This window comes from Streptomyces sp. CB00455 (assembly GCF_001905445.1).
Classification (GTDB): domain Bacteria; phylum Actinomycetota; class Actinomycetes; order Streptomycetales; family Streptomycetaceae; genus Streptomyces.
Genome location: NZ_LIVQ01000003.1, coordinates 730218 through 753054 on the forward strand (window position 1 = coordinate 730218; position 22837 = coordinate 753054).

The 22837-nt window shown below is 71.7% G+C and carries 16 protein-coding genes; all 16 read right to left on the reverse strand.

All coding sequences use genetic code 11. The annotated features are described in order from the left end of the window. Window positions 1–21 precede the first annotated feature (21 nt). Complete coding sequence (gene rpmA / locus AMK16_RS15845; RefSeq protein WP_030013081.1) at window positions 22–276, reverse strand: 50S ribosomal protein L27; 255 nt, start codon at window positions 274–276, stop codon at window positions 22–24. A 13-nt stretch (window positions 277–289) separates the two neighbouring features. Beyond that, entirely contained in the window at window positions 290–610 is a 321-nt protein-coding gene (gene rplU, locus AMK16_RS15850; RefSeq protein WP_030384677.1) for a 50S ribosomal protein L21, read from the reverse strand. 287 nt (window positions 611–897) lie between these two features. After that, window positions 898–4983 (reverse strand): Rne/Rng family ribonuclease, encoded by a 4086-nt coding sequence (locus AMK16_RS15855; RefSeq protein ID WP_073915096.1) that lies wholly within the window; start codon window positions 4981–4983, stop codon window positions 898–900. 239 nt (window positions 4984–5222) lie between these two features. Continuing rightward, window positions 5223–6002 carry a TIGR03936 family radical SAM-associated protein gene (locus tag AMK16_RS15860; protein WP_073916156.1) on the reverse strand — a complete coding sequence of 260 codons (780 nt, stop codon included), beginning with the start codon at window positions 6000–6002 and terminating at the stop codon, window positions 5223–5225. A gap of 127 nt (window positions 6003–6129) precedes the next feature. Beyond that, the gene (locus AMK16_RS15865) at window positions 6130–7251 is read right to left on the reverse strand and encodes a hypothetical protein (RefSeq protein WP_143196820.1); all 1122 of its coding nucleotides are present in this window, start codon (window positions 7249–7251) and stop codon (window positions 6130–6132) included. An 85-nt stretch (window positions 7252–7336) separates the two neighbouring features. Next, window positions 7337–9262, reverse strand: coding sequence for a TIGR03960 family B12-binding radical SAM protein (locus tag AMK16_RS15870; RefSeq protein ID WP_199885445.1), 1926 nt, complete (start codon window positions 9260–9262; stop codon window positions 7337–7339). Between the two features lie 73 nt (window positions 9263–9335). Beyond that, the gene (locus AMK16_RS15875; protein WP_073915105.1) at window positions 9336–10916 is read right to left on the reverse strand and encodes a CYTH and CHAD domain-containing protein; all 1581 of its coding nucleotides are present in this window, start codon (window positions 10914–10916) and stop codon (window positions 9336–9338) included. A 49-nt stretch (window positions 10917–10965) separates the two neighbouring features. Continuing rightward, entirely contained in the window at window positions 10966–12165 is a 1200-nt protein-coding gene (gene rodA / locus AMK16_RS15880) for a rod shape-determining protein RodA (protein WP_073915108.1), read from the reverse strand. A 15-nt stretch (window positions 12166–12180) separates the two neighbouring features. After that, entirely contained in the window at window positions 12181–14358 is a 2178-nt protein-coding gene (gene mrdA / locus AMK16_RS15885) for a penicillin-binding protein 2 (protein WP_073915111.1), read from the reverse strand. A 13-nt stretch (window positions 14359–14371) separates the two neighbouring features. Next, window positions 14372–15076, reverse strand: a complete 705-nt coding sequence (gene mreD / locus AMK16_RS15890; RefSeq protein WP_073915114.1) for a rod shape-determining protein MreD — start codon at window positions 15074–15076, stop codon at window positions 14372–14374. Window positions 15077–15089: 13 nt separating this feature from the next. Then, a complete protein-coding gene (mreC, locus tag AMK16_RS15895) occupies window positions 15090–16037 on the reverse strand; it encodes a rod shape-determining protein MreC (protein ID WP_073915117.1) in 948 nt (315 codons plus the stop codon). Window positions 16038–16168: 131 nt separating this feature from the next. Then, on the reverse strand, window positions 16169–17188 hold the full coding sequence (locus AMK16_RS15900; protein WP_073916159.1) for a rod shape-determining protein: 1020 nt from the start codon (window positions 17186–17188) through the stop codon (window positions 16169–16171). A 296-nt stretch (window positions 17189–17484) separates the two neighbouring features. Continuing rightward, entirely contained in the window at window positions 17485–17895 is a 411-nt protein-coding gene (ndk, locus tag AMK16_RS15905; protein ID WP_073915120.1) for a nucleoside-diphosphate kinase, read from the reverse strand. A 64-nt stretch (window positions 17896–17959) separates the two neighbouring features. Then, on the reverse strand, window positions 17960–18328 hold the full coding sequence (locus tag AMK16_RS15910) for a DUF4233 domain-containing protein (RefSeq protein WP_073915150.1): 369 nt from the start codon (window positions 18326–18328) through the stop codon (window positions 17960–17962). A 2-nt stretch (window positions 18329–18330) separates the two neighbouring features. Further along, complete coding sequence (folC, locus tag AMK16_RS15915; protein ID WP_073915153.1) at window positions 18331–19851, reverse strand: bifunctional tetrahydrofolate synthase/dihydrofolate synthase; 1521 nt, start codon at window positions 19849–19851, stop codon at window positions 18331–18333. 335 nt (window positions 19852–20186) lie between these two features. Then, window positions 20187–22808, reverse strand: coding sequence for a valine--tRNA ligase (locus AMK16_RS15920; RefSeq protein WP_073915156.1), 2622 nt, complete (start codon window positions 22806–22808; stop codon window positions 20187–20189). Window positions 22809–22837 lie beyond the last annotated feature (29 nt).

Here is a 22837-nt window from a genome sequence, read left to right on the forward strand (position 1 = left end):
GCTCGATCAGCCGGAGCTGGATCAGGCGGCCGGAACGATGTTGACGACCTTGCGGCCACGGTGCGTGCCGAACTCGACCGAACCGGCCTGCAGCGCGAACAGCGTGTCGTCGCCACCACGACCGACACCCGAACCCGGGTGGAAGTGGGTGCCGCGCTGGCGGACGAGGATCTCGCCGGCGGAGACGACCTGACCGCCGAAGCGCTTCACGCCGAGCCGCTGGGCATTGGAGTCGCGCCCGTTCCGGGTGGACGATGCGCCCTTCTTGTGTGCCATGTCTCAGTCCCTCTTACTTCGCAGCCGCGGGGATACCGGTGACCTTGATCGCCGTGTACTGCTGGCGGTGACCCTGGCGACGGCGGTAGCCGGTCTTGTTCTTGTAGCGCAGGATGTCGATCTTGGCGCCCTTGTGGTGGTCCACGATCTCGGCCGTGACCTTGATGCCGGCCAGGACCCACGGGTCGCTGGTCACGGCTTCGCCGTCGACAACGAGCAGGGTCGAGAGCTCGACCGTGTCGCCAACCTTGGCAGTGGAAATCTTGTCAACTTCAACGATGTCGCCGACAGCAACCTTGTGCTGGCGACCACCGCTGCGCACGATGGCGTACACGCGGATCTCTCTCTCACTCGGGACGGATACTCCTGAAGCCAGCCGCTCAGCCGGGCCCCTCCGTGGGACGGGACCGGCGCTGATCCGGATTGGACGAGCGGCCTCTCCCGTACGGCGCTTGCGCGCACGGGGCGGGAGGAAGGTGCTCAGGAGCGCGGCACGCGCCAAACGGTATTCGTATAGGCATGCCGACGGTTTAGGTTACGGGGCCGGTTCCAGGGGGTCAAACCGGGTCCCGCACGGCCGTGGGCCCCGCCTCGCGGCGGAGCCCACGGTCATGGAGCGGATCAGGCTTCGTCGGCCGCAGCCGAGACGGACGGCGGCGTCTGCTGCTCGGCCGCCGCGGTCTTCTTCGTCGCCCGCTTCGCCACGGTCTTCTTGGTCGTGGCCGCCTTCTTGGCCACGGTCTTCTTGGCCGCGGTCGCCTTCTTGGCGGTGGTGGCCTTCTTCGCCGTGGTCGCCTTCTTGGCCGGAGCCTTCCTGGCGGCCTTCTTGGCCGGGGCGGCCTCCTCCTCGGCCGGAGCCTCGGCGGCGGGTGCCGGGGCGGCGGCGGGTGCCTCGGCGGCGGCCTCCACGACCACCACGGCGGCCTCGGCCGCACCGGCCGGGGAACCGGCCGGTGCGGTGGCCTTGCGGGTGGCACGGCGGCGCGGACGGGCCGGGGCGGCATCCGCGACGGGGGCCTCCTCGGCCACGGCGACGGGCTCGGGCTCGGCGACGGCCGGCTCGGGCTCCACAGCGGGCTCCGGCTCCGGCACGACGACCGGCTCGGGGGCCGCCTCGGCCGCCGGGGCCGGGGCACCCGCCGGGGCGGTGGCCTTACGGGTCGCGCGGCGACGCGTGCGGCCCTTCGGCGCCTCCTCGACCGGGGCGGCCGGGGCCGGCTCCGCGGCCTCCGCGAGCCCGGCGACGACCTCGGGGGCCGGCTCCAGGACCGTGTCGGCGGGCTCGGCGACCGGCGCGGCCACGGGCTCGGCGAGCGGTTCCACGGGCTCTGCCGCGGGAGCCGATTCCCGGACCTGGGCCGCGATGGTGCGCGGGGCGCCCGCCGGAGCGGTCGCCTTGCGGGTGGCGCGGCGGCGGTTGCGGCGGCCGCTCAGGCCTGCTGCGGCCTCGGCCTCGGCCGGGGAGCCGTACAGCTCCTCGTCCGCGACGAACTCCGGCTCGGGCAGGGCCCGCGGCGCGGCGGCCTCGGCGGCCACCTCGGCCTCGGTCTCGAACTCCACGTCGGCGTCCACGTCGACATCGGCGGTGTCGACGTCGTGGTCGTGATCGTGCTGGTCGAACTCCGGCTTGCCGCCACGGCGCTTGGCGCGCTTGCCACCGCCGCCGACCGCGGTCGGCGTCTCCATGTGGACGATGACACCGCGCCCGTTGCAGTGGACACAGGTCTCGGAGAAGGACTCCAGCAGGCCCTGGCCCACCCGCTTGCGGGTCATCTGGACCAGGCCCAGCGAGGTGACCTCGGCCACCTGGTGCTTGGTGCGGTCGCGGCCCAGGCACTCCAGCATGCGCCGCAGGACCAGGTCGCGGTTGGACTCCAGGACCATGTCGATGAAGTCGATGACGACGATGCCACCGAGGTCGCGCAGCCGCAGCTGGCGCACGATCTCCTCGGCCGCCTCCAGATTGTTCCTGGTGACGGTTTCCTCGAGGTTGCCGCCCTGACCGGTGAACTTGCCGGTGTTGACGTCGATGACGATCATCGCTTCGGTCTTGTCGATCACGAGCGAGCCGCCCGAGGGCAGCCACACCTTGCGGTCCAGCGCCTTGGCGAGCTGCTCGTCGATCCGGTACGTCGCGAAGACGTCGACCTCGGAGGTCCAGCGCGAGAGCCGGTCGGCCAGGTCCGGGGCCACGTGGTGCACGTAGCCGTGGATGGTCTCCCAGGCGCTGTCACCGCTGACGATGACCTTCGAGAAGTCCTCGTTGAAGATGTCGCGCACGACGCGGACGGTCATGTCCGGCTCGCCGTACAGCAGGCTCGGCGACGAGGTCGAGATCTGCTTCGCCTTCTTCTGGATGTCCTCCCACTGGGCCTGCAGACGCTCGACGTCGCGGCGCAGCTCGTCCTCGCTCGCACCCTCGGCGGCGGTGCGCACGATGACGCCCGCGTCCTCGGGGACGATCTTCTTGAGGATGGTCTTCAGGCGCGCGCGCTCGGTGTCGGGCAGCTTGCGGCTGATGCCGGTCATCGAGCCCTCGGGCACGTAGACCAGGTAGCGGCCGGGCAGGGAGACCTGGCTGGTGAGGCGGGCGCCCTTGTGGCCGATCGGGTCCTTGGTGACCTGCACCAGGACCGACTGGCCGGACTTGAGGGCGGACTCGATGCGGCGCGGGCCGTTGGCCATGCCCAGCGCCTCGAAGTTGACCTCGCCGGCGTACAGGACCGCGTTGCGGCCCTTGCCGATGTCGATGAAGGCGGCCTCCATCGACGGCAGCACGTTCTGGACCTTGCCCAGGTAGATGTTGCCGACGTACGAGGTGGCTTCTTCCTTGTTGACGTAGTGCTCGACGAGCACGTTGTCCTCGAGGACGCCGATCTGGGTGCGCTCGCCGGCCTGGCGGACGACCATCACCCGCTCGACGGCTTCGCGGCGGGCCAGGAACTCGGCCTCGGTGATGATCGGGACGCGGCGGCGGCCCTGCTCGCGGCCTTCGCGGCGGCGCTGCTTCTTCGCCTCCAGGCGGGTCGAGCCCTTGATGGACTGCACCTCGTCGGAGGAGGTGGAGGCCGACTCGGCGCGCTCGCGGGCCGGACGCGGCTCGCGGACCTTGACGACGGTGCGCACGCCGTCCTCGTCGCCCGTCTCGGCGGCCTCGGCGGCGGACTCACCGCTGCGGCGGCGGCGACGGCGGCGGCGACGGCTGGAGCTGGAACCGAGGGCCTCTTCGGCCTCCTCGTCGTCCTCCTCGTCGGCTTCGTGCTCGGTGGCCCCGGTCTCGGCCTCGCCCTCGTTCTCCTCGGCGGACTCGTCGAGGTCGGCGGACTCTCCGCGACGGCGGCGGCGGCCGCCGCGGCGACGGCGGCGCGAGGGGCGCTCGCCCGACTCGTCGCCCTCGTCGAACTCCTCGTCGGGCTCGGTGGCCTCGGCCTCCGGCTCCTCCTCGGCGAGCACCTCGGGCAGCGAGACCGGAGCGGACTCGGTGACCGGAGCGGATTCGGCGGCGCCGCGGCCACGGCGACGGCGGCGGCCGGCGGGCTGCGGGGCGGGGGCCTGGGTGGCCTCGGCCTGCGCCTCGATCTCCTCGTCTTCGATGTCCTCGTCCCCGGCGGCGGCAGCGGCCGCGGCGGCCATGGCGGCGGTCTCGGGGGTCTGGAACATCGGCTCGGCGAAGACCGGGGCCTGGAAGACGGCCACGGCGGGACGCGCGGCGCGGCGGCCGCGACCCGGGGCGGCGGGCGCCTCGGGCTCGGCGGCGGGCTGCGGCGTGGCGGCCGGGGATCCGGAGCGGGTGGCGCGGCGGCGGCCGCCGCGCTTCGGGGAGTCCACGGCGTCGGCGACGGTCACGGCGCGGGCGGCGGCCTTGGGCGCCTCCTCCACGACGGCCGGGGCCTCGTCGGCGACGACGGGGGCGGCGGCGGGAGCGGGAGCGGCGACGGCGCGGGTGGCACGGCGGCGGGCACGCGGGGCGGGAGCGGCCACGGCCTCCTCCTCGACCATGGGCGCGGCCTGGGCGGCGGGAGCCTCCGCGGCGGCGACGGTCTCCTGCGCCACCGGGGCGGGAGCGGTCACGGCGCGGGTGGCACGGCGGCGGGCACGCGGGGCGGGAGCAGCGGGCTCCTCGGCTGCGGCGGGCGCGGCCTCGGCGGCGGGGGCCTCCACGACCGGGGCCTCGGCGGCCGGGGCCTCGGGAGCGGTCACGGCGCGGGTGGCGCGGCGACGGGCACGCGGGGCGGGAGCGGCGGGCTCCTCGGCTGCGGCGGGAGCCTCCGCGGCGGCGACGGTCTCCTGCGCCACCGGGGCGGCGGCGGCCGGGCCCTCCGGGGCGGTCACGGCGCGGGTGGCACGGCGACGGGCACGCGGGGCGGGAGCAGCGGGCTCCTCGGCTGCGGCGGGCACGGCCTCGGCGGCGGGAGTCTCCACGACCGGGTCCTCCACGGCCGGGGCCTGGGCGGCCGGGGCCTCGGGAGCGGCCACGGCGCGGGTGGCACGGCGGCGGGTACGAGCGGGGGCGGCGGCCGGAGCGGCCTCCTCCGCGGGGGCCGGGGCGGCCTCGGCGGCCTGGGCCGTCGCTTCCGCGGCGGTGGCGCCGGGCGGCCCGGCGGGCCGGGAGGCGGCGCGGCGGCGCCTGCGCGGAGGCAGGCTGTCGCTGGGGCTGCCGGAGTCGGCGTTACCGGCGGTGGTGGTGTCGTTTTCGTTGTTGAGCATTGCGGGCGGTTCTCCCGTCACGCTCCCGGGCGCCGCGGCTGACTTCCGGTCCGGCACGGTTCCGCGCGATGAGCGGGGAACCGGCCTCCGGGGCGCGTTCGCCACACGGGAGCTCTAGTCCATGGCCGCCGGTTCCGTACGTGTGTGTTGTCCGTACGGCCTGGCGGAAGTCTTCAGGTCAGTGCGCGGCCCGACCCAGGTGGCTCCCGAGTCCCAGGGCTGCGCGACAACGACGATCCCTACGCGGCGGGACCTTCCGGCGCCTTCGCGTCGGCGGCTACGGCGGCCGTGGGTGGGGCGGCCGTGTCAGCCTCGCGGTCGGGCGCGAGCGGGTCGGTCACCGTGCCGGACTCCTCGTCGAAGAGCCCCTGCGCCAGCCTGGTCACCGCTGAGGGGACCGGCGGCGCCAGGTCGGCCACAGCTCGGAGACCGGACAGGACGTCGTCGGGTCGCACGGCAGGTGTCAGATGCCGAACAACCAGCCGCAGTATCGCACAGGCTTGGCCCGAGGGCCTATCAACCTGGGCGGGAAGCGTGACGAGACTGACAACGGCGCCGCGCGTGTCGAAATTCCGGATGCCGTTCTTGGTGCGGCGCTGCACTTCCACCGTGTCGGCGGCGAGGAAGGCCGCCACGGCCCGCTCGGCCTCGGCGGGCTCCACGCCGTCCAGGCGCAGCTCCCACACGGAGGCCGTGAGCCGGTCGGCCAGGCCCGAGGTGCGGGCCTCGACGGCGTCGATGATGTCGAGTCCGGCCGGCATCGACTCGTCGAGCAGTTCCCGGAGCTTCCCGGGGTCGCGCGGTGCGGCGAGGGCGATCTCCAGGTACTCGGCCTCGCTGCCGGTCCCGGTCGGGGCGGCGTTCGCGTACGAGACGCGGGGGTGCGGGGTGAAGCCGGCCGAGTACGCCATCGGCACCTCGGCGCGGCGCAGGGCACGCTCGAAGGCGCGCTGGAAGTCGCGGTGACTGGTGAACCGGAGGCGGCCGCGCTTGGTGTAGCGCAGTCGGATGCGCTGCACCACCGGTGCGGGAGGCGGGCCTTCGGGCTGTCGCTTGCCCAGTGGTTCTTCTCCTTGTGCGGGGCTCCGCGGCTCGCGCGTCGCCCTGAGCGTCTGTGGGACCTGCGGGCCACGCCCTGCCCCCGGCTCACCCCTGCCGTTGGTGCAGGGAGATCTCGGGAGCGGGCGATGTGCCTGCGCCTGTCGTACTACCCAGAGTACGCGTCCGTGACCTCGCCGGTTCCCCGGGAGGAGTACCGAAGAGCGCCTGGCGTACGGAGGCCCGCGCTTCCCGGACGGCGAGACGGGCGGTGCGCCACACCTCGCGGACCGCGTGCCCGGCCGGCACGAGCACCTGCCGGCGCACCCACGCGGCGGGCCGGACGACCAGGCCCCGCCACAGCCGCAGCAGTCCGCGCCCGAGGGCCCGGCTGACGCGCCCGGCGAGGTGCCAGGCGGCGGCGAGGAAGTGCCCGAGGGGGGTCAGGACGTGGCGGTACAGCCCGAGGGCGAGCGGAAGCAGTACGAAGCCGTACGCCCCGGCGGCGACGGGCAGGACGACGTACCGCCACAGGGCGGCCCACGGCCAGAGGAAGAGCGCCCTGGCCGTCCAGAGCGCCGCCGCCCCGATGCCGCGCAGCAGCAGGCCGAGAGCGTGGCCGAGCGGGGCCAGGGCGTGGCGCCACACCGCGACCGCCAGCCAGGCGAGGCCGCGCGCGGGCCGGACCACCAGGTGGTGCCATCCGGCGGCGAGCAGCCGGGCGAGCCCGGTCAGGGCCGGCACCAGCACGTACCGGGCCACGGCCAGGACCACCCGTTCGAGCCCCCGGCCGAGCGGCCGCAGCAGGTACCGGTGGAGGGCGGCGGCGCCGGGGACGAGCAGACGGCGCCACAGGGCGGCCCCGACGGGGGCGAGGACGTAGTGCCACAGCGACCACCACGGCCAGTAGAAGGCGGCGAGGGCGAGCCACCTCAGCAGCGTTCCCGTGCCCCGGACCAGCAGGACGAGCGCTGCGGCGACCGGGGCCAGGACGTACCGGTGGATGCGGGTGAGGAGCCGGGCCACCGCCTCGCCGGCCGGGCGCAGCACCCGGCGGTGCGCGGCGCGCGCGCAGAGCACCAGCAGGTCCCAGGCCATGCGCAGGGGCAGCACGATCACCACCGCTGCGATCCGGACCGGTATCCGGACCATCGCGAACACGCAGCCCCCACCACCCGCCCCCGGCACCTGGTCGTGCGCCGCTGCCGGGCGGGGGCGTTCCTCCGTCACGTTCACCATGTTCCCCAACGACGCACGGAAGGCCCCCACCGTTGCGGTGGGGGCCTTCCGATACGGAGGTGTTACCTGGCGGGAATCACTTCACGACCGTGAGCGGCAGCAGCTTCTTGCCCGTGGGGCCGATTTGGATGGACGTGTCCATCTGCGGGCAGACGCCGCAGTCGAAGCACGGGGTCCAGCGGCAGTCCTCGACCTCGGTCTCGTCGAGGGCGTCCTGCCAGTCCTCCCAGAGCCAGTCCTTGTCGAGGCCGGAGTCCAGGTGGTCCCAGGGCAGGACCTCCTCGTAGGTGCGCTCGCGGGTGGTGTACCAGGCCACGTCCACGCCGTGGGCGGGCAGGGTCTTTTCCGCCGCCTCCATCCAGCGGTCGTAGCTGAAGTGCTCGCGCCAGCCGTCGAATCGGCCGCCCGACTCGTACACGGCGCGGATGACGTCGCCGATCCGGCGGTCGCCGCGCGAGAGGAGGCCCTCGACGATGCCCGGCTTGCCGTCGTGGTAGCGGAAGCCGATGGAGCGGCCGTACTTCTTGTCGGCGCGGATCTTGTCGCGGAGCTTGCCCAGGCGGGCGTCGGTCTCCTCGGCCGACAGCTGCGGCGCCCACTGGAAGGGGGTGTGCGGCTTCGGCACGAAACCGCCGATGGAGACGGTGCAGCGGATGTCGTTCTGGCCGGAGACCTCGCGGCCCTTGGCGATGACGTTGACCGCCATGTCGCCGATCTGCAGGACGTCGTCGTCGGTCTCGGTCGGCAGGCCGCACATGAAGTACAGCTTCACCTGGCGCCAGCCGTTGCCGTAGGCGGTGGCGACGGTGCGGATCAGGTCCTCTTCCGAGACCATCTTGTTGATGACCTTGCGCATGCGCTCGGAGCCGCCCTCGGGGGCGAAGGTCAGACCGGAGCGGCGGCCGTTGCGGGTCAGCTCGTTGGCGAGGTCCACATTGAAGGCGTCCACGCGGGTCGACGGGAGGGACAGGCCCACCTTGTCGTCCGTGTAGCGGTCGGCCAGGCCCTTGGCGATGTCCGCGATCTCGGTGTGGTCCGCCGAGGAGAGCGAGAGGAGGCCGACCTCCTCGAAGCCCGTGGCCTTCAGGCCGCGCTCCACCATTTCGCCGATGCCGGTGATGCTTCGCTCCCGTACGGGACGCGTGATCATGCCGGCCTGGCAGAAACGGCAGCCGCGGGTGCAGCCGCGGAAGATCTCCACGGACATCCGCTCGTGGACGGTCTCGGCGAGCGGGACCAGGGGCTGCTTGGGGTAGGGCCACTCGTCGAGGTCCATGACGGTGTGCTTGGACACGCGCCACGGCACGCCGGAGCGGTTCGGGACGACGCGGCCGATGCGGCCGTCCGGCAGGTACTCGACGTCGTAGAAGCCCGGCACGTAGACGCCGCCGGTCTTCGCGAGGCGCAGGAGCACCTCTTCGCGCCCGCCCGGGCGGCCTTCTGCCTTCCACGTGCGGATGATCTCGGTCATGTCGAGGACGGCCTGCTCGCCGTCGCCGATGACCGCACAGTCGATGAACTCCGCGATCGGTTCCGGGTTGAAGGCCGCGTGGCCGCCCGCGAGCACGATGGGGTGGTCGACCGTACGGTTCTTCGCCTCCAGCGGGATGCCCGCGAGGTCCAGGGCCGTGAGCATGTTCGTGTAGCCCAGCTCCGTGGAGAAGGACAGGCCGAAGACGTCGAAGGCCGAGACCGGGCGGTGGCTGTCGACCGTGAACTGAGGCACGTGGTGCTCGCGCATCAGGGCTTCGAGGTCCGGCCACACGCTGTAGGTGCGCTCGGCGAGCACGCCCTCGCGTTCGTTGAGCACCTCGTAGAGGATCATGACGCCCTGGTTGGGCAGCCCGACTTCGTACGCGTCCGGGTACATGAGCGCCCAGCGGACGTCGCAGCTCTCCCATTCCTTGACGGTGGAGTTGAGTTCGCCGCCGACGTACTGGATGGGCTTCTGCACATGCGGAAGCAGGGCCTCAAGCTGAGGGAAGACCGATTCGGTCATCACGCGACTTTCGTGAAGCGGGCAGGGGGCAGCTTTCAAGCGTACCCCCAGCCCCGGCCGTCCCCGGCCCCGGTGATCACCGCAGGGCGGCCCGCAGCCGCGGTGAGGCGGCCTTGTCCCAGACGTCGGACAGGTCCTCTTCGTACCGCTGGGCCAGGGCTTCCTCGCGGGCGTGGAGCAGGCCCCAGGTGAAGGCGGACTCCCCGGCGCCGTCGGCCTGGGCGGCGAGGGCGCGCAGGGCGTCGCGGGCCACGACGCTGTCCTGGTGGTCGCCGAGCAGGGTCTGGACCGTCTTGACGGCCTTGGCCAGGTGTTTCGCCGGTTTGCCGAGGGCGGGGACGGCCGCCTCCGCGGCGTAGCGGGCGCGTTTGGCCGCCTTGCGTGCCGCGTGCAGGGCCAGGTCGCGTTCGTGGCCGGCGCTCTGGGCCAGCGCCCCTTCGAGCCGGTCGGCGAGGCGGTCGTAGTCGCGCAGTACCGCCTGGGGCAGGACGTTCTCGGCGGGCCGGATGGCGGCCTTGCGCAGCGGGGGGTCGGCGAGCAGTGCGTCGATGCCGTCCAGGAGGCGGAGGTGGCGCTCGCTGTCGAGGTGCGCGAGGGTCCGTCGCCGGGAGTCGGCGTGGGCGGCGGCGTCCCAGATCCGCAACCGGGCGGGGGCCGGGCCCAGGACCAGGGTGTCGGGGAGCTCGTCGAGGTGGGTCGCGATGCGCTTGTGCAGGACCTCCTGGTCGCGCTCGACGCCGAGTTCCGATGCCAGGAGGCGCAGTTCCTCGCCGAGGGGGTCGGTGACCTCGCGGTCCAGCACCTTGCGGTAGGTCTTGAAGGCGCTGCGCAGTCGGCGGGTGGCGACCCGCATCTGGTGGACGGAGTCCGGCAGGCCGCGCCGGACCGCCGGGTCCTGGGCGACCAGGGCGTCGCGCTGCTCGCGCAGGTAGGCCAGGACGTGGGCCGCGGCCGTGCCGTCGGGGACGGCGGCGGTCGCGGGGCGGTCCGCGGGAGCGGTCTCGGCGGCTCCTGTCCCACCCGCTGCCCCTGCCCCGGTCCGGCTCTCCTCCCCGAACCCGGTCTCCGCGAGGGCCCGGGCGAGTTTCGAGGGGGCGTCCGACACGCGGAGTCCGGCCTTGCGGAAGGTCTTGCCGACCGCGTCGAGCAGTTTGGGGTCGGTCCCGTCGGCGAGTTCCACCTCGACCTCGGTCCAGGCGGCGGTGGCCCCGTCCCGCTCGGCCAGGACGTCGTCGGCGCACAGTTCGGCGAGTACGGCCCCGTCGGCGTCGAGCAGGTGGCTGACGCGGCGCGAGGTCAGGAGTCTGACGCGGGGTTCCAGGGCGTCGCCGCGCACCCGGGAGCGGACCAGGGACGCGAGGGAGGGCGGCAGGGTGTCGCCCGGTTCGGCGCCGATCTCGTCGCGGACGCCCGCCGAGACGGGCAGTTTGAGGTGCCAGCCGGCGTCCTCGCCGCCGGTCCTGCGGCGCAGGGTGATGCCGTCCGCGGCCAGCCGGCCGTCGGGGGTGTCGTAGTAGACGGCGTCGAGTTCGACGGTGCCCTGGTCGCGGACGGCCGCGATCGCGGCCGTCCCCGCCAGGTCCGGCATCTCGGGCCGGGCCTCACCGGCCTTCGAGAACTCGAATTTCCGCTCGATCTCCCGCTTGGTGTCCGCCATGGACCGAATCTAGCCCCGCACGGACCACCGGCGCAGAGCGAGCGGGGCATCAGGCCGACAAAGGCCGTTGCACCTTGATCGACTGGAGCAGTCCGATGGCCACCCATACGGCGAACATCGACGAGCCCCCGTAGGAGACGAAGGGCAGCGGGAGTCCGGCCACGGGCATGATGCCGAGGGTCATCCCGATGTTCTCGAAGGACTGGAAGGCGAACCAGGCGATGATTCCGGCGCACACGATGGTCCCGTAGAGCTCGGTGGTCTCGCGGGCGATCATGCAGGCCCGCCACAGCACGATGCCCAGCAGCACCAGGATCAGACCGGCTCCGATGAAGCCGAGCTCCTCCCCCGCGACCGTGAAGACGAAGTCGGTCTGCTGCTCCGGCACGAACTGACCGGTGGTCTGGGAGCCCTTGAAGAGCCCGGAGCCCGAGAGGCCGCCCGAACCGATGGCGATGCGTGCCTGGTTGGTGTTGTAGCCGACGCCCGCCGGGTCGAGTTCGGGGTTGGCGAAGGCCGCGAAGCGGTTGATCTGGTACTCGTCGAGGACGCCGAGCTGCCAGATCAGGATGGCTCCGGCGGCTCCCGAGCCGATCAGGCCGAGCACCCAGCGGTTGGAGGCGCCCGAGGCGAGCAGCACGCCGAGGACGATGACGACCATGACCATGACGGAGCCGAGGTCGGGCATCAGCATGACGATGCCCATGGGGGCGGCCGCCAGGCACAGGGCCTTGACGACCGTGCGGTGGTCGGGGTGGTCGAGGTCCCCCGCGTCCACCCGGGTGGCCAGCAGCATCGCCATGACCAGGATGATCGTGATCTTCACGAACTCGGAGGGCTGGAGGGAGAATCCGCCGCCGATGACGATCCAGGCGTGGGCGCCGTTGATGGTGGCGCCCAGCGGGGTGAGCACGGCCAGGATCAGCACGAGCGAGAGCCCGTACAGGACCGGGACCGCGCCGCGCAGGGTGCGGTGGCCGAGCCAGATGGTGCCGATCATCAGGACGAGGCCGATGCCGGTGTTCAGGGCGTGGCGCAGCAGGAAGTAGTACGGGTCCCCCTGGTTCAGGGAGGTCCGGTTGCGGGTCGCCGACCACACCAGCAGGGAGCCGATGAAGGACAGCGCGAGCGCGGCGAGGAGTATCGGCCAGTCGAGGCGGCGCACGACGGAGTCACGGGCCGTGAGCTTGGCCATCGCCCCGCGCTCGGGCGCGTACCGGGAGACGGAGAACTTGTTGGCGGTCTGCATGTCGTTCCTCGGTCCTCAGTCCTGGCGCGCGGTGGGCGGGGCGGGCGGCCCGGCGAGCGCGGGCGGCGCCAGATCCTCCGGGGACGGCGGCACGTACGGCCGGATCTCGGGGGCGTCGATGGAGCCGTCGGGCTGGATCCTGGGCAGCTTCGCCTCCGGCTTGACGAGCAGGGCCTTCTTGACGTCCTGCTTGCCCGCCATGTCGAGGCCGTAGATGGCGTTGTAGACGTTGCGCACGGCCGGCCCGGAGGCTCCGGAGCCGGTGCCGCCCTGGGAGATCGTCATCACGATCGTGTAGTCCTCGGTGTACGTGGCGAACCACGAGGTGGTCTGCTTGCCGTAGACCTCGGCCGTGCCGGTCTTGGCGTGCATGGGGATCTGCTTCTGCGGCCAGCCGCCGAAGCGCCAGGCGGCGGTGCCCCGGGTGGCGACGCCCTCCAGTGCTCCGTTGATCTTCCGGCGCGTGTCCTCGGTCATCGGCAGCCTGCCGTGGGCCTGCGGCTTGATCTCTTCGATCTTCTTGCCGTCGGCGCTGATGATGGCCTTGCCGATGGTCGGGTTCCACATCGTGCCGCCGTTGCAGATGGCGGCGTAGATGGTGGCCATCTGGATGGGGGTGACGAGGGTGTCGCCCTGGCCGATGGAGTAGTTGACGGCGTCACCGGCGCGCAGGAGGTTGCCTTCGAGGCAGTTCTCGTAGGAGAGCAGCTCGACGTAGGTGCCGCCCTTCTTGCCGGTCTTGCACCACTGCTCCTTGTTGGCCGCCCAGAAGCGCTGCTTCCACTGGCGGTCGGGGACGCGCCCCTTCTCCTCGCCCGGCAGGTCGACGCGGGTCTCGGCGCCGAGGCCGAACAGGTGGGCGGTCTTGAAGAAGATGTCGCCCGGGTTCTTCTTCGGCTTGAGCGCGCCGTCCTTGAGCCACTGCTGGTGGGCGAGGGCGTAGAAGACGGTGTCGCAGGAGACTTCGAGGGCCTGGCCGAGGGTGATGTTGCCGTGCCCCTGGGACTCGAAGTTCTTGAAGACCTGGCCGCCGATGGAATAGGAGCTGGGGCAGGGGTAGTCCCCGTCGAACTTGTACCCGGCGTTGACCGCGGCCGTGGTCGGGATGACTTTGAAGATGGAGCCCGGCGCCGCCTGGCCCTGGATCGCCCGGTTCATCAGCGGGACGTTGGACTCCTTGGCGGTGAGCTTGGCGTAGTCCTTGCCGGAGATCCCGCCGACCCATACGTTCGGGTCGTAGGTGGGGTTGGAGGCCATCGCCACGACACGGCCGGTCTTGGACTCCAGGACGATGATGGCGCCGGCGTCGGCCTTGTAGGGGACGCCGGTGTTGCGGTCGATCTGCTTGCGCGCCTCGACCATGGCCGCGTTCAGCTCGTACTCGGCCACGCCCTGGACCCGGGCGTCGATGCTGGTGACCAGGTGCGCGCCGGGGACGGTGGGGTCGTTCCTGGCCTCGCCGATGACCCGGCCGAGGTTGTCGACCTCGTAGCGGGTCACGCCCGCCTTGCCGCGCAGCTCCTTGTCGTAGGTGCGCTCCAGTCCGAAGCGGCCGACCTGGTCGGAGCGCAGGAAGGGCGAGTTGGTGTCCTTGGCCTTGATGATCTCCTGGTCGGTGACCGGGGAGAGGTAGCCGAGCACCTGGCCCGTGTTGGCTCCGCCGGGCGCCGGGTAGCGGCGTACGGCGGTGGGCTCGGCGGTGATGCCGGGGAAGTCCTCGGGGCGTTCGCGGATCTGCAGAGCCTGCTGGGTGGTGGCTTCGAGGGTGACCGGGATGGGCTGGTACGGGGAGCCGTTCCAGCAGGGCTGCGGGGTCTTGGAGTCGCAGAGCCGGACCTTGTCGGCGGCGTCGCCGGGCTTCATGTCCAGGACCCCGGCCAGGCGTCCGAGCACGCCCTTGCCCTTGTCCTTCATCTTCATCAGCTCGGTGCGGCTGGCCGAGACGACGAGGCGGGTCTCGTTGTCGGCGAGCGGGATCCCGCGGGCGTCGAGGATCGAGCCGCGCACGGCGGGCTGGACGACCTGTTGGACGTGGTTGTTCTTGGCCTCGTCGGCGTACTCCCGGCCGTTGCGGATCTGGAGGTACCAGAGCCGTCCGCCGAGGGTGAGCAGCAGGGAGAAGACGAGTACCTGGATCATGACGAGGCGGATGTGCACGCGGTGGGTGCGGCCGGTCTCCGGCACGTTGGTCACGTCGGCTCCTCCCTCACAGCTTCTTGACGCTCTTCACGCCCTTGACGGCCTTGACGCCCTTTATGCGGCCGGCCCGGTTGGCGCGGACGCGCGCGGTCTTCAGGCGCAGGCCCCCGCGCTGGCTGCCGATGCGCAGGCCGGTGCCGCCGGCCAGCCAGCCGGAGGAGACGTCGGTGCTCTGGCCGGGTCCGCCGCCGGCCTCGACGGCCATCGGGTCGTTCTCGGCGCGCCGGGCGAGGGCCATGATGAAGGGGACGGTGAAGGGTGCGAGCAGCAGGTCGTAGAGGGTGGCGGTGAACAGCAGCCCCGTCAGGCCCACGTGGCGCGCGGCGGTGTCGCCGACGAGGGCGCCGACCCCCGCGTAGAGCAGGGTGGAGCCGATGGCGGCGGCGACGACGGTGAGCATCGGGCCCCAGGCGGAGCGGAAGCGGCCGTTGTCGGGGCGGGCCAGCCCGGTGACGTAGCCGATGACGCACAGGACGAGTGCGTACCGTCCGGCGGCGTGGTCGGCGGGCGGTGCCAGGTCGGCCAGGAGGCCGGCGGTGAAGCCGATGAGGGCGCCGCTGACGGGCCCGTAGACCAGCGCGAGGGCGACGACGGTGAGCAGCAGCAGGTCGGGGACGGCGCCGGGCAGTTGCAGCCGTCCCAGGACGGTCACCTGGACGACGAGGGCGACCACGACGAGCGTGGCCGACAGCAGGATCCGGTTGAAGCGCATGGTCGGTCTGCTCCTACTCGTCGGCCGGCTTGCCGGACGCGCTGGCGGCACCGGACGGGGTGACCGTGACGGTGACCGTCGGGGTGGGCTTGGGGGCCTCGGGCTTGGGCGGCAGGACGGCGTCGCGCGGGTCCTCGCGCGGCGGCATCACGACGACGCCGACGATGTCCAGGCGCGAGAAGCCGACGAACGGGCGCACCCAGACGGTGCGGGTGAGGTCGCCCCGCGAGGGGTCGACCTTGACGACCTCGCCGATCGGCACGCCGGGGACGAAGGGCTTGTTGCCGCGCGAGCCGAAGGTGACGAGGCGGTCGCCGGGGCTGACCTTGGCCTTGCCGTTGAGCATCTGGACGGACAGGGCGCGGTCGCCCTGGCCGGTGGCGAAGCCGAGTTCGCCGGTCTTCTCCAGCCGGGTGCCGACGGTGAAGTCGGGGTCGTTGGCGAGGACGACGGTGGCCGTGTCGGGACCGACGGTGCTGACCCGGCCGACGAGTCCGTCCCCGTTGAGGACGGTCATGTCGCGCTCGATGCCGTCCTTGCTGCCGGCGTCGATGGTGACGGTCCAGGAGAAGCCCTGGGCCGCTCCTATGGCGATGACCTCGGCGCCCTTGATGCCGTACTGTCCCGCGCCGGCCCGCTTGAGCATCTCGTCGAGCTCGTGGATGCGGCTGCGGGTCTGGTCGTCGCTGCCGAGCTTGGCCTTCAGGGCCGCGTTCTGCTGCTCCAGCGTGGCGATGCGGTTGTGGCGTTCGCCGGAGTCCCGTACCGCCCCTATGGCGTGGGCGACCGGGTCGACGGCGGTGGCCACGCCCTTCTCGACCGGGCCGAAGACCGCTGCCGCGGCCTGCCGGGCGCCGTCGACCGGCGACTCCTCGCCTGCCCTGATGTCCACCGTGATCAACGCGAACGCGATGGCGATCAGAAGCACCAGGAGCAGCCGGCTTTCTCGTGTGTCCCTCACGTGCGGCGGCCGTGCCTTCCTCGTCGTAATTTCTTTTGCCTGTATATCAACGATCCGCCGCACGGGCCCGGTAGCACCCGTACGGCGGATCCTTGTGTTCCGCATGTCCCCTCCGAATGGAGGGGTGTGTGTCAGCGACGGGGCTGGGCGTCCAGGACCTGCTGGAGTGCCTCGAACTCCTCGACGCACTTGCCGGAACCGAGCGCGACGGAGTCGAGCGGGTCCTCGGCGATGTGGATCGGCATGCCCGTCTCGCGGCGCAGCCGCTCGTCGAGGCCGCGCAGCAGGGCGCCGCCGCCGGTCAGGACGATGCCGCGGTCCATGATGTCGCCGGACAGTTCCGGCGGGCACTTGTCGAGGGTGGTCTTGACCGCGTCGACGATGGCGTTGACGGGTTCCTCGATGGCCTTGCGGACCTCGGCGGCCGAGATGACGACCGTCTTGGGCAGGCCGGAGACCAGGTCGCGGCCGCGGATCTCGGTGTGCTCGTCCTTGTCGAGGTCGTAGGCCGACCCGATGGTGATCTTGATCTGCTCGGCGGTGCGCTCACCGAGGAGGAGCGAGTACTCCTTCTTGACGTGCTGGATGATCGCGTTGTCGAGCTCGTCGCCGGCCACCCGGATGGACTGGGCCGTGACGATTCCGCCGAGGGAGATGACGGCGACCTCGGTGGTGCCGCCGCCGATGTCCACGACCATGTTGCCGGTGGCCTCGTGGACGGGCAGGCCCGAGCCGATGGCGGCGGCCATGGGCTCTTCGATGATGTGCACCTGGCGGGCGCCGGCCTGCGTGGACGCCTCGATGACGGCGCGCCGCTCGACTCCGGTGATGCCGGAGGGTACGCAGACCACGACGCGCGGGCGGGCCAGATAGCGACGCTTGTGGATCTTGAGGATGAAGTACCGGAGCATACGCTCGGTGATCTCGAAGTCGGCGATGACGCCGTCCTTGAGGGGTCGTACGGCGACGATGTTGCCGGGCGTGCGCCCGATCATCTTCTTCGCCTCGGAGCCGACCGCCAGGATGCCACCGGTGTTCGTGTTGATGGCGACCACGGACGGCTCGTTCAGGACGATCCCCCGGCCCCTCACGTACACCAGCGTGTTGGCGGTCCCGAGGTCGATCGCCATGTCACGGCCGATGAACGACATGTTGTTCCCCTTGTTCCCCATGAGGAGCGTCTGGCCTTCCAGTTGATAGCGGCTGCTGTCAGGTCGGCGAGGTGGGTGTGTGGGTGGAGGCTCCATCGTAGTGCCGCGAGTACGCGGACCGCGCGACGGGACTCCGGCAATCCCGCCGGATCGGATACCCGCCCCCCTAGTGGTGACGTCGTGTCCTGCCCAGGCGTTCCCGCTCCCGCCCGGAAATACCGGAGGGCGACCGAAATTACTTCGGTCGCCCCAGGTCATGAGCGCTATATGGCTGATGTCGCGTCAGGAAAGGGCGCTCAGAGGGCGGGGAAGAAGAGCCCCAGTTCACGCTTGGCGGACTCCTCGGAATCCGATGCGTGGATCAGGTTCTCGCGGGTGACGGTGCCGAAGTCCCCCCGGATGGAGCCGGGCGCGGCGGCGATCGGGTCGGTGGGTCCGGCCAGCTGGCGGACACCCTCGATCACGCGTTCCCCTTCCACCACCAGGGCGACGACCGGACCGCCGGCCATGAAGCCCATGAGGGGTTCGTAGAAGGGCTTGCCCTTGTGCTCGCCGTAGTGCGCCTCCAGGGTGTCCTGGTCCAGCGTGCGCAGCTCCAGGGCGGCGATGGTCCAGCCGGCCTTCCGCTCGATACGGCCGATGATCTCGCCGATCAGACCGCGACGGACGGCATCGGGCTTGAGCAGGACGAGGGTGCGCTGGGTCATGTCGGGGCTCCTTGCGGCATACGGGTGCGGTAGGGCGAATCTACAGGGCCGTTCCGGTGACCCGTCACACAGCGTCAGGCGCGGGGCCGCTCCCCGCGGCCTCCGCCGCGGCGGCCCAGCGGGCCTTGGCGGCGTCGATCTTGCGGCCGTAGTGCACCGAGCACCACCACAGGCCCGCGAAGACCGCGCCGAGGAAGAACATCGTCGGGACGACGAACCCGCTGGCGATCAGCCCGATCTGCAGGGCCCAGCCCAGCTGGACGGCCCCGGGCCGCGAGAGCATCCCGCACAGCAGGACCGACAGCAGCATCGTGACACCGCACACCGTCCAGACCGCCGTCTGGGTCAGGTCCGGGTCCTTCATGGCCACCAGGCCCGCGAAGCCGATCACGAAGAACTCGCCGATCAGCGTGCTCGCACACAGCGTGCGCATCCTCAGCCCCTCTTCAGCAGCAGGCGGGCTTCGCCCACCGTGATCACGGAACCGGTCACCAGGACCCCGGCCCCTCCGTACTCGGCCTCTTCCTCCGCCAGGGTGATCGCCGCCTCCAGGGCGTCGTCCAGCCGCGGCTCCACCTGCACCCGGTCCCCGCCGAAGACCTCGACGGCGACGGCCGCCAACTCGTCCGCGCCCATCGAGCGGTGGCTGGTGTTCTGCGTCACCACCACCTCCGCGAAGATCGGCTCGAACGCCTCCAGCACCCCGCGCACGTCCTTGTCCGCACTCGCGGCCACCACGCCGATGAGCCGGCTGAAGCCGAAGGACTCGGTGACGGCCTCCGCGGTGACCGCCGCGCCCGCCGGGTTGTGCGCCGCGTCCAGCACCACCGTCGGGCTGCGCCGCACGACCTCCATGCGGCCCGGCGAGGTCACGGTCGCGAAGGCCTTGCGGACGGTGTCCGCGTCCAGCACCCGGGCGTGCTCCTGGCCGATCCCGAAGAACGCCTCGACCGCGGCCAGCGCCACCGCCGCGTTGCGCGCCATGTGCGCGCCGTACAGCGGCAGGAAGATGCCCTCGTACTCGCCGCCCACGCCCCGCAGCGTCAGCTGCTGGCCGCCGACCGCGACCTCGCGCGCGACCACGCCGAACTCCATGCCCTCGCGGGCCACCGTCGCGTCGGCCTCCACGGCCTTCTTCAGCAGCACCTGCGCGGCGTCCACCGGCTGCTGGGCCAGGATCACCGTGGCGCCCTGCTTGATGATCCCGCCCTTCTCCCCGGCGATCTCGGCGGGCGTGGAGCCCAGCCGGTCGGTGTGGTCCAGGCTGATCGGGGTGATCACGGCGACCGAGCCGTCGATCACGTTGGTGGCGTCCCAGGTGCCGCCCATGCCGACCTCGACCACGGCCGCGTCGACCGGGGCGTCCGCGAAGGCCGCGTACGCCATCCCGGTCAGCACCTCGAAGAAGGACAGCCGGTACTCCTCGGCGGCATCGACCATCTCCACGTACGGCTTGACGTCGTGGTAGGTCTCGACGAACCGCTCGGCGGTGATCGGCGCCCCGTCGAGACTGATCCGCTCGGTGACCGACTGCACGTGCGGGCTGGTGTAGCGGCCGGTGCGCAGCTCGAAGGCATTGAGCAGTGCCTCGATCATGCGGGCCGTGCTGGTCTTGCCGTTCGTGCCGGTGACGTGGATGGAGGGGTACGCGCGCTGCGGCTCGCCCAGGACGTCCATCAGCGCGGCGATCCGCGTCACGGACGGCTCCAGCTTGGTCTCGCCCCAGCGGCCGGCGAGCTCCCGCTCCACCTCCGCCAGCGCCTCGGCCACCTCCGGGTCGGTGGGCCGTTCGGGCACGGGATCGCCCTGCGGCGGGCCGGCCTGCGCGCGCAGGGTGCGGCTGCCGGCCTCGATCACCGCCAGGTCGGGGTCGCGGTCGGATTCCTCCGCCACGATCTGGTCGAACTCGTCGGATGCGTCGAAGGTGCCGTCGTGCTCGGGCTGCTGCTCACTCACGGACCCAGTCTACGGACGACGGTGCGCGGAACTTCCGGCCCGGCCGCTCCGGGACCTCCGGCGGGACGTCCGACCGGAGCGTCGCCCACGCCTCGCCACAGGAGAGGGGGAACGAATGCCGCAGGCCGGCGCCGGCAAGGCCGCTTCCGGCCGCGGCATGACGAGGGACCCGGGAGCCGCCCACACCCTGGTCCTCGCACGGGGTACGGGATCGCCCCCGGTGAGCCGTCCGTGGTCGCCGCGACTCGACGGGAAAGGCCCCCGCACCGACCGTCGGTGTGGGGGCCTTCGCCGTACCTGCTCGCCGCGTGGCGCGGCGGCGGTGGGCCGTGCGGCTAGCCGGCGGGCAGCGCGTCCAGCTGGGCCTGGATCCGGGTGATGTCCGCCTCGGCCTTGGCGAGGCGGCCCTTGATCTTGTCCACGACGTTGTCGGGGGCCTTGGCGATGAACGCCTCGTTCCCGAGCTTCGCCTCGGCCTGCTGCTTCTCCTTCTCGGCGGCGCCGAGGTCCTTGGTCAGGCGCTTGCGCTCGGCGGCCACGTCGATGGTGCCGGACAGGTCCAGCGCGACCGTCGCGCCGGCGACCGGGAGGGTCGCGGTGGCGCTGAAGTCGTCGCCCTCGGGCTGGAGGCGCAGCAGCTGCCGGATGGCGGCTTCGTGCGCGGCCAGGGACGTACCGGCGAGGTCCAGGCGGGCCGGGACCTTCTGGCCCGGCTGCAGACCCTGGTCGGCGCGGAACCGGCGGACCTCGGTGACCACGGCCTGGAGGTTCTCGATCTCGGCCTCGGCGGCCTCGTCGCGGAAGCCGCTGTCCTTCGGCCAGTCGGCGATCACGAGGGACTCGCCGCCGGTCAGCGTGGTCCACAGGGTCTCGGTGACGAAGGGGACCACCGGGTGCAGCAGGCGCAGGGTGACGTCCAGGACTTCCCCGAGGACCCGGCCGGAGACCTTGGCGCCCTCGCCGCCCGCGAAGAAGGTCGTCTTGGAGAGCTCGACGTACCAGTCGAAGACCTCGTCCCACGCGAAGTGGTACAGGGCTTCGCTGAGCTTGGAGAACTGGTAGTCCTCGTAGTACGCGTCCACCTGCGCGACGGTCTTGTTCAGCCGGGACAGGATCCACCGGTCGGTGGCCGACATCCGCTCGGGGGCCGGCAGCTCGCCCTCGATGGTGGCGCCGTTCATCAGCGCGAAGCGCGTGGCGTTCCAGATCTTGTTGGCGAAGTTGCGCGAGGCCTGGACCCAGTCCTCGCCGATCGGGACGTCGGTGCCGGGGTTGGCGCCCTTGGCCAGGGTGAAGCGGACGGCGTCGGAGCCGTACTTGTGCATCCAGTCCAGCGGGTCGACGACGTTGCCGAAGGACTTCGACATCTTCTTGCCGCGCTCGTCGCGGACCAGGCCGGTCAGCGCGATCGTCTTGAAGGGGACCTCGCCGTCCATGGCGTAGAGGCCGAACATCATCATGCGGGCGACCCAGAAGAAGATGATGTCGTGGCCGGTGACCAGGACGTCCGTGGAGTAGAACTTCTCCAGGTCCGGGGTCTTCTCCGGCCAGCCGAGCGTGGAGAACGGCCACAGGCCGGAGGAGAACCAGGTGTCGAGGACGTCGGTGTCCTGGGTCCAGCCCTCACCGGTCGGCATCTCGTCGTCCGGTCCGACGCAGACGATCTGCCCCTCGGGGCCGTACCAGATCGGGATCCGGTGGCCCCACCACAGCTGGCGCGAGATGCACCAGTCGTTGAGGTTGTCGACCCAGTCGAAGTAGCGCTTCTCCATCTCCTGCGGGTGGATGGCGACCCGGCCGTCGCGGACCGCGTCACCGGCGGCCTTCGCGAGCGGCTTGACGCCGACCCACCACTGGAGGGACAGGCGCGGCTCGACCGTGGTACTGCAGCGCGAGCAGTGTCCGACGGAGTGCGTGTACGGACGCTTCTCGGCGACGATCCGGCCCTGCTCGCGCAGCGCGCCGACGACGGCCGAGCGGGCCTCGAAGCGGTCCAGGCCGAGGAAGGGGCCGTGGACGGTGATGACACCGTGCTCGTCCATGATCGTCATGGATTCGAGGTTGTGGCGCTGGCCGATCGCGAAGTCGTTCGGGTCGTGCGCGGGGGTCACCTTCACCGCGCCGGTGCCGAACTCCGGATCGACATGCGTGTCGGCGACGATCGGAATGGTCCGGTCCGTCAGCGGCAGCTTGATGCGGGTGCCGACGAGGTGCTTGTAGCGCTCGTCGTCGGGGTGGACGGCGACGGCCGTGTCACCGAGCATCGTCTCGGCGCGGGTCGTCGCGACGACCAGGCTGTCCTCACCCTCGCCGTACCGGATGGAGACCAGCTCGCCGGCGTCCTCCTGGTACTCCACCTCGATGTCGGAGATGGCGGTCAGACAGCGGGGGCACCAGTTGATGATGCGCTCGGCGCGGTAGATCAGGCCGTCGTCGTAGAGCTTCTTGAAGATCGTCTGAACGGCGCGGGACAGCCCCTCGTCCATGGTGAAGCGCTCACGGGACCAGTCGACGCCGTCACCCAGGCGGCGCATCTGGCCGAGGATCTTGCCGCCGTACTCTTCCTTCCACTGCCAGACGCGCTCGACGAACTCCTCGCGGCCCAGATCGTGGCGGGACTTGCCCTCCTCCGCGAGCTGCTGCTCGACCTTGTTCTGGGTGGCGATTCCGGCGTGGTCCATGCCGGGCAGCCACAGCGCCTCGTAGCCCTGCATCCGCTTGCGGCGGGTCAGGGCGTCCATGAGCGTGTGCTGGAAGGCGTGCCCCAGGTGCAGGGAGCCGGTGACGTTCGGCGGCGGGATGACGATCGTGTACGGGGGCTTCTCGCTCGCGGGATCGGCCGTGAAGTACCCACGCTCCACCCAGCGCTCGTAGAGCTTCCCCTCTACCTCGGCCGGCGCGTACTGGGTCGGCAGTTCGGAGTTGGGGCTGCTGGGTGTCTGCGCGTTCTCGGTCACGGGGCACAGTTTAGAGCCGTAACAGTCCA